Annotated in this window: 13 protein-coding genes; 2 read left to right on the top strand and 11 right to left on the bottom strand. The window is 39.5% G+C overall.

Annotated elements, in window-relative coordinates; all coding sequences use genetic code 11:
- The first annotated feature begins 15 nt into the window (after positions 1–15).
- Together ligA and dapA are read left to right on the top strand one after the other, a co-directional pair.
- Entirely contained in the window at positions 16–2,034 is a 2,019-nt protein-coding gene (ligA, locus tag AY601_RS00210) for an NAD-dependent DNA ligase LigA (RefSeq protein ID WP_068395027.1), read from the top strand.
- 4 nt (positions 2,035–2,038) lie between these two features.
- A complete protein-coding gene (dapA, locus tag AY601_RS00205; protein WP_068395025.1) occupies positions 2,039–2,920 on the top strand; it encodes a 4-hydroxy-tetrahydrodipicolinate synthase in 882 nt (293 codons plus the stop codon).
- Between the two features lie 70 nt (positions 2,921–2,990).
- On the opposite strand, the gene AY601_RS00200 is transcribed toward dapA, so the two are convergent.
- From AY601_RS00200 to AY601_RS00150, 11 genes are all read right to left on the bottom strand, one after another.
- Positions 2,991–3,170, bottom strand: coding sequence for a histone H1 (locus tag AY601_RS00200; RefSeq protein ID WP_068395023.1), 180 nt, complete (start codon positions 3,168–3,170; stop codon positions 2,991–2,993).
- A 261-nt stretch (positions 3,171–3,431) separates the two neighbouring features.
- A complete protein-coding gene (locus tag AY601_RS00195; protein WP_068395021.1) occupies positions 3,432–4,673 on the bottom strand; it encodes an aminotransferase class I/II-fold pyridoxal phosphate-dependent enzyme in 1,242 nt (413 codons plus the stop codon).
- Between the two features lie 174 nt (positions 4,674–4,847).
- Positions 4,848–6,479 carry a cell division protein FtsZ gene (gene ftsZ / locus AY601_RS00190; RefSeq protein ID WP_068395019.1) on the bottom strand — a complete coding sequence of 544 codons (1,632 nt, stop codon included), beginning with the start codon at positions 6,477–6,479 and terminating at the stop codon, positions 4,848–4,850.
- A gap of 129 nt (positions 6,480–6,608) precedes the next feature.
- Positions 6,609–7,970 (bottom strand): cell division protein FtsA, encoded by a 1,362-nt coding sequence (gene ftsA / locus AY601_RS00185; RefSeq protein ID WP_068395018.1) that lies wholly within the window; start codon positions 7,968–7,970, stop codon positions 6,609–6,611.
- 27 nt (positions 7,971–7,997) lie between these two features.
- On the bottom strand, positions 7,998–9,254 hold the full coding sequence (locus AY601_RS00180) for a cell division protein FtsQ (RefSeq protein ID WP_198163578.1): 1,257 nt from the start codon (positions 9,252–9,254) through the stop codon (positions 7,998–8,000).
- A complete protein-coding gene (murC, locus tag AY601_RS00175) occupies positions 9,247–10,602 on the bottom strand; it encodes a UDP-N-acetylmuramate--L-alanine ligase (RefSeq protein ID WP_068395017.1) in 1,356 nt (451 codons plus the stop codon). Before murC ends, AY601_RS00180 begins: the two co-directional genes overlap by 8 nt.
- A complete protein-coding gene (murG, locus tag AY601_RS00170; protein ID WP_068395014.1) occupies positions 10,603–11,715 on the bottom strand; it encodes an undecaprenyldiphospho-muramoylpentapeptide beta-N-acetylglucosaminyltransferase in 1,113 nt (370 codons plus the stop codon).
- Positions 11,716–11,725: 10 nt separating this feature from the next.
- The gene (locus AY601_RS00165) at positions 11,726–12,934 is read right to left on the bottom strand and encodes an FtsW/RodA/SpoVE family cell cycle protein (RefSeq protein WP_068395012.1); all 1,209 of its coding nucleotides are present in this window, start codon (positions 12,932–12,934) and stop codon (positions 11,726–11,728) included.
- 2 nt (positions 12,935–12,936) lie between these two features.
- Positions 12,937–14,280 (bottom strand): UDP-N-acetylmuramoyl-L-alanine--D-glutamate ligase, encoded by a 1,344-nt coding sequence (murD, locus tag AY601_RS00160; RefSeq protein ID WP_068395010.1) that lies wholly within the window; start codon positions 14,278–14,280, stop codon positions 12,937–12,939.
- Positions 14,280–15,527: a phospho-N-acetylmuramoyl-pentapeptide-transferase gene (gene mraY / locus AY601_RS00155; RefSeq protein WP_068395008.1), complete on the bottom strand. Its 1,248-nt coding sequence runs from the start codon at positions 15,525–15,527 to the stop codon at positions 14,280–14,282. The genes murD and mraY overlap by 1 nt, the downstream gene beginning before the upstream one ends.
- On the bottom strand, positions 15,527–16,984 hold the full coding sequence (locus tag AY601_RS00150; protein WP_068395006.1) for a UDP-N-acetylmuramoyl-L-alanyl-D-glutamate--2,6-diaminopimelate ligase: 1,458 nt from the start codon (positions 16,982–16,984) through the stop codon (positions 15,527–15,529). The genes mraY and AY601_RS00150 overlap by 1 nt, the downstream gene beginning before the upstream one ends.

The raw sequence follows: 16,984 nt of genomic DNA, 5'->3' as shown, positions 1-16,984 counted from the left end.
TAGTAACTTCGCCTTATGTCGCAATCCACTATTAAAGACACTATGGAAGCGTTGGTTAATGAACTTAACCAGCACAGTTATAATTATTATGTACTTGCAATGCCAACCATTGCAGATTACGAGTTTGACAAGAAACTAGAAGAATTGGGGAAACTTGAAAAAGAACATCCCGAATTTGCTGATCCGGACTCTCCGACTTTAAAAGTTGGGGGTGATATCACTAAAAACTTTGTTACCGTTAAACACAGATGGCCAATGCTGTCTTTAGGTAATACCTATAATGAACAAGATCTGCGTGATTTCGACGAACGGATCAAAAAATCAATAGGTGACAACTTTGAGTATGTATGTGAATTGAAATTTGACGGACTTTCTATTAGTCTGACTTACCAGGATAACAAATTGTTAAGAGCAGTTACCCGTGGAGATGGAACCAAAGGCGATGACGTCACTGCCAATGTAAAAACAATCAGTAATATCCCCCATCACTTGAAAAAGGCAGATACCCCTGCATTATTTGAAATCAGGGGAGAAATATTAATGCACAGCGCAGCTTTTGAAAGACTGAACAAAGAAAGGGAAGAACTAGGAGAAATACCTTATGCAAATCCACGCAACTTTGCCTCAGGCACTATAAAAATGCAAGACCCTAAAGAAGTTGCCAAAAGGCCTCTGGATGCATTCTTTTATTCCTTACATACTGAAAAAGAATACTCCAAAACACATTGGGAAAGTTTGCAGAAACTTAATAAATGGGGGTTTCATGTTTCAGAACATACTAAACTGAGCAGCAACATTGAAGAAGTACTGGAATTTATCCATTACTGGGAAAATGAGCGTTTCAAACTCAGCTATGACATCGACGGTATTGTGATCAAAGTAAACAGCTTTACCCAGCAGCAGGAATTAGGATTTACAGCTAAATCTCCACGCTGGGCAATCTCTTATAAATATAAAGCACAAGAGGTAGAAACTATCCTGGAAAGCGTGAGTTACCAGGTGGGACGCACCGGAGCAGTAACTCCGGTAGCCAACTTAAAACCAGTACAACTTGCAGGAACAACCGTTAAGCGCGCTACTTTACATAATGCCAATGAAATTGAAAGATTGGATCTGCATGTTGGAGACAGTGTTTTTGTAGAAAAAGGCGGTGAGATTATTCCAAAAATCATTGAGGTTAACCAGGAGAAGAGAAAAGATGGTGCACAACGGGTTATTTATCCGGTAATCTGTCCTGAATGCGGGACTACGCTGGTTCGTAAAGAGGGCGAAGTTGCTTTCTATTGCCTGAATGATGAAGGCTGCCGTCCGCAGATTGTGGGTAAAATCCAGCATTTCATTTCCAGAAAGGCGATGAACATTGATGGACTGGGTGATGAAACTATAGAATCTTTTTATCATAGAGGTTTATTAGGCCATATCAGTGATTTATATACTTTAAAAGACAGAGCTGAAGAATTAAAAAATATAGAAAGATTCGGTGAACGTTCTATTGAAAACATGCTAAAAGGCATAGAATCGTCCAAGCAGATGCCTTTTGAAAAAGTACTTTTTGGTTTGGGAATCAGGTATGTTGGTGAAACAGTTGCGAAGAAATTAGCGATTGGAACAGGAAACATCGACCGCTTAATTGCTGCCACGCTCGAAGAACTAACAGCAATTGATGAAATTGGCGGCCGTATAGCAGAAAGTATCCTGGAATACTTCAGTAAACAGGCTCATATTGATCAGATTAACCTGTTAAAAGCACATGGGCTACAATTCGAGACTGTTCAGACTATAATAACACTGGATAGTGACAAATTAACTGGAAAAACATTCGTAATTTCGGGAGTTTTTGAACAATATAGCAGAGAAGAACTGAAAGACCTGATCGAAAACAATGGTGGAAAGATATTAAGTAGTATTTCTGCTAAATTGAATTACCTGCTTGCAGGTGATAATATGGGCCCCTCAAAATTAGAGAAAGCCCAAAAGTTGAATGTTCCCCTGATTTCGGAGAACGACTTATTAGAGATGTTGAATAAAGATTAAAAAAATGAACAAATTTCATGGAACGGGTGTAGCTCTTGTTACACCATTTAACGCAGACGGATCGGTAGATTACGACGGTTTGAAAAAACTGATCAACTACCAGATTGACGGGAAGGTAGAATACCTGGTATCATTGGGTACTACAGGTGAAACAGCAACACTCAATAAGGACGAAAAGAAGAAGATCTGGGCATTTACAGCAGAAATAAATAACGGCAGATTACCATTGATTGCCGGTATCGGCGGTAACAACACAGCAGAAGTTATTCAGGAAATCAAAGAATTTGATGCCTCAGGTTACGACGCAATACTTTCGGCAAGCCCATACTATAATAAACCAACACAAGAAGGCATATATCAACACTACAAAGCAATCAGTGAGTCTACAGACCTGGATGTATTGCTTTATAATGTACCCGGCCGTACCGCAAGCAATGTGAGTGCAGAAACAACCTGCCGTTTAGCAGTAGACTGCAAAAATATAATCGGAACGAAAGAAGCTTCAGGAAGTTTTGATCAGTTCAATCAGATTATGAGAGATAAACCAGCAGATTTCTTATTGATTTCAGGTGATGACCCTGTGGCCTTACCCATGATCTCCTTAGGAGCAGTGGGCGTAATTTCTGTCATTGGAAATGCATTCCCACTTTTATTCTCAGAAATGATCCGGTTATCGCTGAAAGGTGATTTTAAAGCTGCTCAGCTACTCCATCTGAAAGTAATTGAGTTCACGCGGTTAGTTTTCGAAGAAGGTAACCCTGCAGGGATTAAAGCTGCTTTAAAATACTTCAACATTTGTAGTGATCAGGTACGCTTACCATTAGTCCCACCATCCGGGCGCCTGTCTCAGCTGATCAGTACTCAAATCAAACAAATTAGTCTATAAGACCTGCACTTAACAAAAAAGCGCTCCGGTACTACCCGGGGCGCTATAAAATTCAAAACAAGAAATTGGTTTAAGCCTCTTTGTTTTTGGTCTCCTGAATCTCTAAACGGATAGCCTGAGCTATGTTTTTAAGATCCTGCATCCCTTTACGTACACGCGTTCCGGCAGCACTGTTGGCTTTGTTGTAAAACTTGTCTGCATCAGCTTCTAATGTGGTAACAAGCTTCTTTAACTCATCAAATTTTTTCATTTCTAATTACCTTTTGGTTTATTTTTTAGGGTTGATTAATACTCAATTACTAATGTAAGCGCTTTATTCTAATAAATGAAAGATTAATAGCATATTTAGAACCTATAAAACCCTGTTTTTATCCACAAAAAGCAGGGTTATTCACAAATTCATCAAAAAATAGAAGATATATCGCTGAAAAACAATAAGATACAAAATAAGCAAAACAAAAAAGGCCCTTTACAGTTGTGTGAAGGGCCTTTTTTTATTTATAGAAATGAGCTATTCAGGGCTGAATTTATTGTCATTGTAATAGCCGCTTTTCAGCTTGTCAGCAACTTCACTAAAAGCTTCCAGCGTGCGCTCAACGTCTTCTAAAGTATGCATTGCAGTTGGTATCAGCCTAAGTTCAATTAAGCCCTTAGGAATAACCGGATAGACTACAATCGAACAAAAGATACTATAGTTCTCCCGAAGATCCATCGTCAATGCTGTAGCTTGTAATAATTCCCCTTTTAAGAATACTGGGGTAACCATGGTATTGGTAATCCCTAAATCAAAACCACGTGCCCTTAATCCTTTTTGCAGCGTCGTTGCAATATTCCAAAGTTTTTCTCTCAGCTCAGGATTGTTTTTAAGCAGCTCTAAGCGCTTTAATAGCCCAATTACCATTGGCATTGGCAATGCTTTTGCAAAAGTCTGAGAACGCATGTTATAACGGAAGAAATTAGTTATTTCTTCTGAAGAGGCAACAAAAGCACCGATTCCAGCCATTGATTTTGCAAATGTTCCGAAATAGATATCCACACCTTCAATACAATCCTGCTCTTCATGTGTTCCGGCACCGGTTTTACCCATAGTACCAAATCCATGTGCATCATCAATTAACAGCCGGAAATTGAAGTCTTTTTTCAATTCAATAATTTCCTTCAGTTTACCCTGTGCACCGGACATACCAAAAACACCCTCAGTAATTACAAGAATACCACCACCAGAACTTTCTACCAATTTAGTAGCACGCTCCAGTTGTTTGCGGGCACTCTCAATATCATTATGTTTATAAACAAAACGTTTACCTAAATGAAGACGCAAACCATCGATAATACAAGCATGGCATTCTCCATCGTAAACAATTACATCATTTCTATCTACCAGGCAATCAATGATAGATAACATGCCCTGATAACCATAGTTTAGCAGGAATGCATCTGGTTTACCTACAAATTCTGCAAGCTCCTGCTCCAATTGCTCATGATATTTAGAGTTTCCAGACATCATTCTGGCCCCCATCGGGTAAGCCATACCAAAATCTGCTGCACCTTTTGAATCCGCTTCTCTTACTTCCGGGTGATTCGCTAATCCCAGATAATTATTTAAACTCCAAACCAAATGTTCTTTACCCCGAAAATTCATATGCGGCGCAATGGCTCCTTCTAACTTCGGAAAGGAAAAATATCCATGTGACCATTTTTGGTGTTGCCCGAGCGGGCCCATATGCTTTGCTATCTTTTCAAAAATATCCAATGTATCTGTCTTTAAGTTGTCTTATTATTTTATGCAAATTTAAGCTTTCTGGGGCTGAAATACAAGATTGCCAAAAAACCAGTAATCCCGCTGTCCAGCAATCCATTATTATGCCAAAAAAGCCTTAACAATTTAATTGCTAAGGCTTTTAATTTCTTTTTCTATACCAGTTGATTAATCAACGTTATCATGAAGAAATGAATTGTTAGGTCTGATCTCAGTACTGCCTTCTTCATCATTGCTTAATGTAAACCTTGATACCTGCGATTCCGAAGAATGCTGTACCTGTTGTAATTGTGTTTGTTTACGTTTATAAGCAGGCTCGTTTTCAAGCTCCTGCAATCCATTGGTTGTACGCAATTTCATGCTCAGATCTTTCAGCCTCATAATTCTTTCTTTAGATTTTTTCAGCTGATCTTCAATAGACTCATCACTTTTATCATCATCCAGACCAGGTACAACAACCTCTTCCTGCTGAGCAGCAACCGGTTCGTTATAATTTGATTTAGGTGTTTCAAAAACAAAATCAGTCTCCGACGTTTTCAGTTCAAAATCAGTCCCTGCTTCTTGTTTATTTTCAGCAGGAGTAGATTCTTCTTCTACTAAAGTATGTCTGATGATACCGCTATCAGCATCATCTCTTCTGTTTCTATTTCCGCTGTACATATCACCGAAAAGATCAGATTGTTTCAGATCATCTTTCAGTTTCATCACTGGCTCATTCGTATAAGCACCTGCTTTTGGTTCAATAAAAGAGTTAACAGGTTCTAATGGTTTTACCAGCGGGGCTTCTTCAGGAGTCAGCAAAGAAATTTTCTTAACGTTCTTTTTATCGTGTGCACGTTGCTCTGTAGTCTGGAAGCCTGTCGCAATAATAGTTACAGAAAGTTTTTCACCCAGGTTTTCATCAATACAGTTACCCCAGATCAGATCGGCAGTTAAACCAGCTTTATCCTGGATATAATCCGTGATAATAGCCACTTCATCCATCGTAACTTCCTTCAAACCAGAACTGATGTTTAACAGGATGTATCTCGCACCTTCAATCTCATTGTCTTTCAACAGTGGAGAAGCTAATGCACCTTCAACAGCACTCAATGCGCGATTTTCACCCTCACAGGCAAAACTGCCCATGATAGAGACACCGCTGTCCTTCATTACTGTACGTACATCCTTAAAATCCACGTTGATATAACCCGGAACCGTTATGATTTCGGCAATACCTTTTGCCGCAGTAGTCAAAATATCATCTGCCTGGGCGAAAGCGGAACCTAAAGTCAGGTTACCAAATATTTCACGTAAACGATCATTGGAAATAACCAGATAAGAATCCACATATTTCTTCAGTTCATCCAGACCATCTTCGGCCTGCATCTTACGTCTTTTACCTTCGAAAGAGAAAGGGGTTGTAATAATAGCAACAGTTAAAATGTCAAGTTCCTTCGCTGCCTGCGCAATGATGGGACTAGCACCCGTACCTGTTCCACCACCCATACCCGCAGTAATAAACAGCATTTTTGTAGTACTGCCTAACATGCTTTTGATATCGTCTATATTTTCAATAGCCGAATTTTTCCCCACTTCCGGAATTGAGCCTGCACCCATTCCCTCGGTTAAACTTGCACCCAACTGTACTTTATTCGGTATAGGGCTGAACTCCAATGCCTGGGCATCAGTGTTACAGATTATAAAGTCTACACCTGCAATTCCTTGACGGTACATATGGTTAACCGCATTACCACCACCGCCACCAACACCAATTACCTTGATGATTGATGACTTATCTTTTAACATTTCAAAATACATATATTTATGAATCAGTTACTTAAAAATTGGTTTTACCTGTTCATCTCTCATTGTAATATTAACACTTTTTCAACACACGTTTTCCACAAGTGTTAAAAATGTGGAAAAATCGTCCATTGTGGATAAATATTACGGTTTTATATAATCCTCATCGCTTACGTTCATGTCGTCTTTGATAAAATCTTTGGTTTTTGCCAATAATTTATCAAATAATCCACCTCCCGGGCGCTTCACTTTATCTTTTACAACTGCTGGTCTCTCGACATAAACACCAGGCTGCTTTAACTCTTCAATCAACTCTTCAGCTTTTTGAATACCTTTAATCAGCAACCCAACACTGGTCGCGTACATCGGGCTTTTCAGGTCATCATAAATAGTTTTTGGCATATCCTCATATTTCGACAAATGTTCATTCGGATAACCTACACGACAATCCAGTCCTGTAACATATTCAACCAATTGAGAGAGATGCTTTAATAACGCTCCACCACCAGTAATTACTACACCACCGATTAGTTTTTTCTCATAACCAGAAGATTTAATCTCATAATAAACATGCTCAATGATTTCTTCCATACGGGCCTGGATCACATAAGCGAGGTTTTTTACTGAAATTTCTTTAGGTTCTCTGCCACGCAGACCTGGTACACAAATAATTTCATTTTCTTTATTTTCTTCAGCTAAAGCAGAACCGAAACGTGTTTTTAACAATTCAGCCTGATTTCTCATCACTGAACAGCCTTCACGAATATCTTCAGTTACACTATTTCCGCCGAAAGGGATAACCGCTGTATGGCGGATAATACCCTCGTGGAAAATAGCGATATCAGTCGTACCACCACCTATATCCACTAAAGCAATTCCAGCTTCTTTTTCTTCATCACTTAAAACAGATTCAGAAGACGCAAGCGGCTCTAAAATCAGTTCCTGAGTTTGTAAACCAGCATTGGTTACACATCTCATAATATTTTTCACCGCAGTTACCTGACCAGAAATGATATGGAAATTCGCTTCTAAACGAACGCCTGCCATACCGATCGGGTCTTTAACTCCTGGTTCATTATCGACAGTAAATTCCTGAGGCAGTACATGGATAATCTCTTCTCCCGGGGGCATAACCAGTTTGAACATATCATCAATTAACTTATCCAGATCTTTTTTACTGATCTCATTGTTCAGTTCTCTTCTTGTCAGGATCCCACGGTGTTGTAAACTCTTGATATGCTGACCAGCAATACCAACATTTACCACACGTACTTCTACATTGGACTGACCGCTCGCCAATTCAACGGCCTGTGAAATACCCTGTACAGTTTTCTGTATGTTGGAAACCACACCACGGGTTACGCCCGCAGACTCTGCTTTCCCAATACCCAAAACCTCAATCTTGCCATGCTGTGTTCTGCGACCAACTATCACACAGATTTTTGTGGTACCGATGTCCAATCCCACAACAATAGGAGACTGAACGGTGGTTTTTTCTTTGCCCATAACTATATTTATTTGTCGAATTATATACTAATTATTATCACTGGTGTGTTTTGTTTCTTTCACTGGTTTTGCTGTGACTTTAGCTTTTGCTGGTTTAACTGCAGCAGGCTTGACGACAGCTTTTACTGGTTTATTTTCGGTTTTTACAGGCTTCTGCTTGGTTTTCACCGGCTTCTGCTCCGTCTTCACCCATTTCTTTTCCGCTTTCACCACTGGTTTGTTTACAGTAGTTTTAGCTGCTTTATGTTCCGGCTTCACTACGGTAACCTTTGCCTGATGAGGTACAACTTTTACCGGCTTATGGATCACCATCCCTGGTTTAGGTGCAGCTTTAACTACAACTGGAGTATTTACCTTTTCTGCAGCCTCGCCCTCTGGAAGTCCCTGGGGATTATTCCTAAGCTCTGCAGCAACTTCAGCCCTCACCAGCGAATCCATTACTTTCCTTGCAGAGGCAATTGTTGGTTTTGCAAGCCTTACTTTGCCAACAGACCCCAATACGGAATCCATGTTGTTCTTTTCACAAACAATCTGATTGGTGTATTTTATGTTTATGGTTTTATAAGTGTCCCAACCTACTTTTGGCATCGCCTCTTTGTAAAAGGTCATCAGATTGGTCATTTTCGTTTGAAGAGAATCCGCATTCCCTAAAATGATACGCTGGTTACCCACTCTTGGTATCAATTCAATATCATCTTTATCATTAACAAATATTTGTTCAATTTGTGAGTCCCACAAAGTATCTTTTTTCAAAAATAATGCCGTTTTATACAAATCTGAAGCCATTTTGGTAATCAAGGTATCTACCCTGCCACTAAAATGCTCTAAAATCTTACCATTTGCCACCACTACATTTGCCGTAAAGTTCGGAGACACAGGCATTTTAAGTCCATTTTTATCAATATAAAAATCCTGTCCGCTTGAACTTATAATTCTCAATAAAGGTTGTCTCTGACTAATTTCAATATGAATTACGCCGTCCATATCTGCATAAACTGTAGACAATGCTATATAAGGATTTGACTTTATTTTTTCTTCAATTGCGTGCAGGTTAATCTCTTCCAGTTTACGTCCGATTAACTGGCCCTGGCTCTGTTTCAATATCGCATCAATTTCTTCTCTTTCGATAAAATTATCTGCTCCTGGAATAAGAATTTTTATATTAGTTACATTAACTGTATGTTTTTTTACCGATACAAAGCTCATTAGGGTAACTATTCCGCCAAGACAAAAAATCCAGGCAAAACATTTAAAAACAAATTTCCAGTCAATTCTTTTAAACATTGGTCAAAATATTTTTTAACGGTTGAATCAAAGTATCAATATCCCCTGCTCCCACAGTAACCAATAACTCAGGTTGGTTTTCCTTTACATATTTCAGTACTTCTTCATTCGAATAAACCCCACTGTTTTCAAGCGTTAGTTTTGCGCGTAAAAATTCTGAATTAATCCCTTCCATTGGTAACTCTCTTGCAGGATAAATATCCAGCAGTAATAACGAATCCACCGTACTTAAAACTTCTGCAAACTCATTTGCAAAATCACGTGTACGGCTAAAAAGATGCGGTTGAAATACAACAGTCATCTTCTTATCCGGATATAATTGTCGCACCGCATGAAAACAAGCACGTAATTCTTCCGGATGATGTGCATAATCATCAATATAAATATGTTTATCCTCACGGACTACATATTCAAAACGTCTTTTTACCCCTTTAAAATTCGCAACTGCAGCTTTCACTTTAACCGGATCAATTCCTAATCTGATTGCCACTGCTATCGCAACTGTAGCATTTTCTACATTATGTTTTCCAGGAAGCATCAACGGTATATCCGTAATACTTACTTTTTCGTCCTGGTAATCAAAAACAAAACTCCCCTGTTCTACCCTGATGTTTAAGGCTTGAACAGTAGCAGTTGTATCACTACCATAAGTTATTCCTTCAGCAATCGGCAATCCATCTTTAAAGAACAAAGTGCCACCTGGTTTTAACTGTTTAGCAAACAGCTGAAATGACTCGTGTAATTGTGCAGCATCTCCATAAATATCCAGGTGATCTGCATCCATCGAAGTAATCACAGCGATATCCGGATGTAAGGTTAAGAAAGAACGGTCATACTCATCTGCCTCCACCACTACGACATTATTGTCACCCAGCAAGAAGTTACTTTGATAGTTTGTTGCGATTCCGCCTAAGAATGCAGTACATCCATAACCAGTATCCGTCAGAATATGGGCTACAATAGAAGAAGTGGTTGTCTTACCATGCGTACCCGCAACAGCAATGCAAAACTGTCCTTTACTAATAATCCCTAATACCTGAGAACGTTTCTGTAAGTTGAAACCATGATCCCTGAAATAATTCAGCAATACCGAATTTTTCGGAATCGCTGGCGTATACACAATCAGCGTATCGGCCGCTGTCACTTCAAATCCTGCAGGCAATGAACTCAGCTCATCTACATAAGAAATCAGAATTCCTTCTTCCTCCAGATGACTAGTCAAAACAGTTCTGGTTTTATCATATCCGCCTACCAGGCAGCCGCGTTTTTTGAAATAACGCGCAAGCGCACTCATTCCGATACCACCGGCACCAATAAAATAAACGCGTTTGATTAAATCCAGTTCCATCTATATATCTTTCTTTACGACTAATTTAAATACTTCTCTTGCAATCAGCTCATCAGCTTGTGGCAAAGCCATTTCCCCGATATTTACTGACAATTGTGCACAACGAACTTCATCTTTTAATAATTCCAGCGCCTGTGAAACCAAAGTATCCTCCGCTGAGCGGTCATTGATTAAAAGGGCCGCGTTTCTTTTCACTAATGCCATTGCATTTTTGGTCTGATGATCTTCAGCTACATTAGGCGAAGGCACCAGGATCACCGGTTTTTTAATCAGGCAGAGTTCAGCAATTGTCCCTGCTCCTGCTCTTGATATAATGACATCGGCAGCTGCATAAGCCAGATCCATCTGGTTCAAAAATTCCAGCACACGTATATTCGGGTGAAAACTCCCACCAATACGTTCTATAATCCCTGCATAATAATATTTACCTGTTTGCCAGATTAACTGTACATCCTGGTCTATAAAATCCTGCAAATGCTTTTCAATACTTTTATTCAATGTGGCAGCACCAAGACTTCCGCCTGTTACCAGAACAGTCTTCTTCAACGGGTCCAGTTTCAGCAATTCTGCTCCGTGAAAACGCTTGTTGTAAATTTCAACTACGTCTTTACGTACAGGATTACCCGTTTTCAACAAACGATCAGCTGGGAAGAACTGCTCCATCCCATCAAAAGCCACGCATATTTTCGAAGCCTTTTTCCCTAGCCTTTTGTTGGTCATACCAGCATATGAATTCTGCTCTTGTATCAGGTATGGGACATTCTTCCAGGAAGCTGCAAATAAAATCGGACCTGAGGCATAACCACCAACACCAACCACCACATCAGGTTTAAAAGTTGCAATTAATTTTAATGCTTTTTGCATGCTGTCAATCAGCTTAAAAGGCAAACTCAAATTTTTCAGTATTGAACCTCTTTGGATACCGCTGATATTCAAGCCTACAATTTTGTAGCCGGCAGCAGGAACCTTTTCCATTTCCATTCTGCCTGTTGCACCTACAAATAATATTTCACAATCAGGCGCTATGCGCTTCAACGCATTAGCTATAGCAATGGCAGGAAAAATGTGTCCGCCAGTACCGCCTCCCGAAATGATTATTTTTGTTGGTCTCATTTTATATATTTTATGTCATCGCTGGTAACTCACCAACAATCACTTTATTCATTTTACTTGCTGGTTTAGTCAAATCTTCGCTTAAACCTTTTTTACCATTTTCTTCTACGTCCCTGCTGACGCTCAGGATAATTCCAAAAGCTATACTCGTAAAGATCATCGAAGTACCACCCATGCTTACTAACGGCAAAGGGACACCTGTTACGGGCCCTAATCCTACTGCTACTGCCATATTTGCAAAAGCCTGTATAGTCAAACTAAAACTCAGTCCGGCGGCGAGCAGTGCCCCGAACGCCTTCGGACTCTGGGTGACAATTCTGACGCATCGGTAAAGCAGTACCAGATACAGTACGATAATAATCAATGCCCCAAATAAACCGTATTCCTCCACGATGATCGCAAAAATAAAATCGGAATAAGGGTGAGGCAGGAAGTTACGCTGTGTACTATTTCCAGGCCCTTTTCCAAAAATCCCCCCGGATGCCAGTGCAATCTTCGCCTGATCTGCCTGGTATGTTTTATCTGAATGCTGTTTCTCAGGATGCAGGTAAGAATTAACACGGGATTTATAAGTTTCACGTCTTGGTCCCAGGAAAACAACAAACATCAGCAATACAAAACCACCCGCACAAACAACCAATATTTGTTTAATACTGATCCGGCCGATGATTAACAGTAAGATACTTACCCCAAACAACATCAATGCTGTTGATAAATTGGCAAGTGCAATTAAGACAAAGACCACACAAACAGAGCCCATAATCGGGATAAAGGAAGTCTTTACGTCTTTAATATTTTCCTGTTTCCTGGTCAGCATTCTGGCCAGAAACGTAATCAGTGCCAATTTTGCTAAATCGGAAGTTTGAAAAGTCAATCCGATAATCGGAATCTTAACCCACCTGGATGCATCGTTTAAACTCGTTCCAAAAACCAGGGTATAAAACAGCAGCGGAATCGTAATAATCATCAGGATCTTTGAAATCCCCGCATAATATTGATAATCTACTAAATGCGCAATATAGATCATACCAATCCCCATCACCACAAAAATCAAGTGTTTGGTGAGCAGTATTTTCTCTACAGTTTTGCCTTGTTTATAAGCGAGTGTACCCGTTGCACTATAAACCGCAAAAATAGAAATCAAAGACAACAGGATAATGATCAGCCATATCCAGCGGTCCCCTTTGGTTTTCTCTAAAAGCGCCTGTACTGTACCCATTGTTATAATTCTTTTACAGCCATTTTGAATTGGTTTCCACGGTCTTCATAATTCTTAAACAAATCAAAACTTGCACAAGCTGGTGACAACAATACGGTATTTCCTTTTGTTGCCAGGTGATAAGCTACCTGTACGGCTTCATTTGCAGAGAACGTATTGACAATAATTTCCACATCATCCTCAAAAGCTTCATGAATACGTTTATTATTTTTACCCAGGCAAACAATAGCTTTCACTTTTTGCTTAACCAGATCTTTCAGCATATCATAATCATTGCCCTTATCCACACCACCCATAATCAGGATTACGTCAGTATTTACACTTTCCAGCGCATACCAGGTAGAGTTAACGTTAGTTGCTTTTGAATCGTTGATATAATCCACACCCGAAATCTTGGCGACATGCTCCAACCGGTGTTCAATATTTTTAATATCTCCCATACTCTCTCTGATGGTCACATTGCGGATTTCCAACACTTTAGCGACTATGCCCGAAGCCATAGAGTTGTAGATATTGTGCTTGCCTTGTAAAGCTAACTCTGAAATTGACATGGTTAAATGGTCTTTTGGATTTATATTGATATGAATATTGTTGCCTTCCAGATAAGCTCCGCCTTCTACTTTTTTACGAATAGAGAATGGGCATTTCTGTGAATTTACCTTCGTGCTTTTCAAAGCCTTCAGGGTTTCTTCATCATCGGCACAAAAGATAAAATGATCTTCAGGTCTCTGATTCTGTACGATACGCATTTTTGAAGCTGCGTAATTTGTCATTTTGTAATCGTACCTGTCCAGATGGTCAGGCGTAATGTTTAAAAGTACAGCGATATCAGCTCTGAAATCATACATATCGTCCAGCATAAAGCTCGATATTTCCAGTACATACCAATCGAAATTTTCTGTAGCTACCTGTGCTGCAAAACTATGTCCTATATTACCAGCAAGACCTACATTTAAGCCTGCTTTTTTTAGGATATGGTAAGTCAGCATCGTTGTTGTTGTTTTGCCATTTGACCCGGTAATACAAATAGTTTTTGCAGTCGTGTATCTTTTAGCAAACTCAATCTCTGAGATCACCGGGATGTTTTTCTTTTTCAGTTCTTTGATAATAGACACAGAATCTGCAATTCCGGGACTCTTAATTACTTCATTTGCATTGATGATCGAAGCAACAGTATGCTGTTTTTCTTCAAATGCAATATTCAGTTCCACCAATGTTTCTTTATAACGGCCGGCAATTGCCCCGAAATCTGAAACAAAAACATCAAAGCCCTGCTTCTGCGCAAGAATTGCAGCACCTACACCGCTTTCACCAGCTCCGAGTATAACGATCCTTTGCTTTTCCATTATCTCAGTTTTAAAGTGATTATGGTAATAATGGCCAATAATATTCCTACAATCCAGAAGCGCGTAACAATTTTTGCTTCATGGTATCCTTTTTTCTGATAATGATGGTGCAATGGTGACATCAGGAAGATCCGTTTGCCCTCTCCAAAGCGTTTTTTAGTGTATTTAAAATAAGATACCTGGAGCATAACCGAAGTCACCTCGATCAGGAACACCCCGCATAAAATCGGGATCAGTAATTCTTTCCTGATCATAATGGCCAATGCAGCGATAATACCTCCAATAGCCAGACTTCCCGTATCCCCCATAAAAACCTGGGCAGGATAAGAATTATACCACAAGAACCCGACACAGGCCCCCACAAAAGCACCAGCAAAAATCATCAGCTCACCGGAATTGGGGATATACAGGATATTCAGATAATCTGCAATCACCGTGTTACCCGAAACATACGCTAACAATCCCAGGGTGATCCCTATAATCGCAGAAGTACCAGTTGCCAGGCCATCTATACCATCCGTTAAATTCGCGCCATTAGAAACTGCCGTAATGATAATCACCACAAAAAGGATGAAAACAAAGACCGCATATTTCTCATAACCAGGGCCTAAAAACTTAAGCACCTTCGCATAGTCAAATTCGTTATTTTTATAAAAAGGAATATTGGTAATCGTTGATTTTACATCCTGTGTGTAATAGAATTTTTCTCCTTTTTGTCGAAGGACCATTGGTGCCGAATTTTTGCTCACCCCTGTTTCATCCACAGTTTGTCTCACTACAATATTAGGATTGAAATACATCGTCCAGCCAATGATTAACGCTAACCCTACCTGTCCGACAATTTTAAATCTACCGGCAAGACCCTCTTTATTTTTCTTAAATACTTTGATATAATCATCCACAAAACCCACCGCACCCATCCATACCGTCGTTACAATCATTAGTAACACATATACATTAGTCAGGTTGGCCAGCAATAAAGTCGGGATCAGGATACCCATCAGAATCATCACCCCACCCATAGTTGGCGTACCTTGTTTCTGCATTTGTCCTTCCAAACCTAAATTCCTTACTGTTTCCCCTACCTGCATTTTGTGCAGATAATTAATAATCCTTCTTCCAAAAACAGTGGTAATAATCAACGAAATGATAATCGCCAGCGAAGTACGGAACGTAATATACTGGAACAACCTTAATCCAGGAAATTCGTAATGGGCATTTAAATATTCAAATAGATAATATAGCATTAGCTGATTAAGTTTAATTGTTCCATTAACACTTCTTTATCATCAAAATGATACTTTACTCCATTGATATCCTGATATTTTTCATGTCCTTTACCCGCAATCAGGATAATATCACCTGGTCTGGCTAAATGACAAGCAGTTTTTATAGCTTCTTTACGATCAGCGATCGTTAATGTTTTTCTGCGGTTAGTTGGCGATACACCAACTTCCATCTCCGCAAGAATCTGATGCGGATCTTCCGTTCTTGGATTATCTGAAGTCAGGATTACTTTATCACTCCAGTCACAAGCCACCTGGGCCATCACCGGACGTTTAGTTTTATCTCTGTCCCCACCACAACCAATCACAGTGATTACCTGCTCCGTACCTTTTCTGATGTCATGAATGGTACTCAACACATTCTGAACAGCGTCAGGTGTATGTGCATAATCCACCAGGCCAATAATCTGTTTTGAATTAGGTACTTCTTCAAATCTGCCTTCAGCACCAGTCAGGTTACTCAGCAACGTTAATACCTGAAGTTTATCCTGACCTAATAACATAGCCGTACCATAAACAGCAGCCAGGTTATAGGCATTAAATGAACCTACCAGTTTGAAAAATACGTCTGTATGATCAATTTCAAGATTTAAACCACTAAACCTGTTCTCAATAATACTTACTTTATAATCAGCCAGTTGTTTTAAAGCATAAGTTTTTTTAGAAGCCCTGGTATTCTGCAGCATGACCATTCCATTTTTATCATCAGAATTAGTCAATGCAAAAGAACCTTTCGGAAGGGAATCAAAAAATGATTTTTTAGCTTTAATATAATTATCAAACGTTTGATGAAAATCAAGATGATCGTGTGTGATATTTGAAAATACACCACCAGCAAAAGTCAATCCCTCTATCCTGTGCTGCACCATCGCATGAGAACTTACTTCCATAAAGCAATAAGTACAACCCAGCTCAACCATCTGCTTCAAGAGCTGGTTCAGCGCCAGTGGATTTGGTGTAGTGTGTGTAGCAGGGATTATTTTATCGTTCACCTGATTTTGTACCGTAGAAATTAATCCGGTATGGAAACCAAGGCTTCTGAATAACTTAAATAAAATAGTAGCAATCGTTGTTTTACCATTTGTTCCGGTAATCCCAACCAGTTTTAAAGAAGAAGAAGGATTTCCGTAATAGTTGGAAGCCATAATCCCCAATGCAACCGAAGTATTTTCTACCACGATATAAGTCACTTCAGGATTGATCTCTGCTGGTGTCTGCTCACAAATAATAACTGTTGCTCCTGCAGCAATAGTCTGGTTAATAAAAGTATGTCCGTCTGACAAAGTTCCCTTTACTGCAAAAAATACAGCACCTCGCTGTACCTCACGTGAGTCAAACGTAAGCGCACTAATTACCCTGTTGGTTTTTCCAACCAGGTTATTAATCGCTACTCCATATAAAACATCCTGCAACTGCAT

It is taken from the genome of Pedobacter cryoconitis, assembly GCF_001590605.1.
In the GTDB taxonomy this organism is placed as follows: Bacteria; Bacteroidota; Bacteroidia; order Sphingobacteriales; family Sphingobacteriaceae; genus Pedobacter; species Pedobacter cryoconitis_A.
This window is presented reverse-complemented; position numbering and strand designations above follow the sequence as displayed.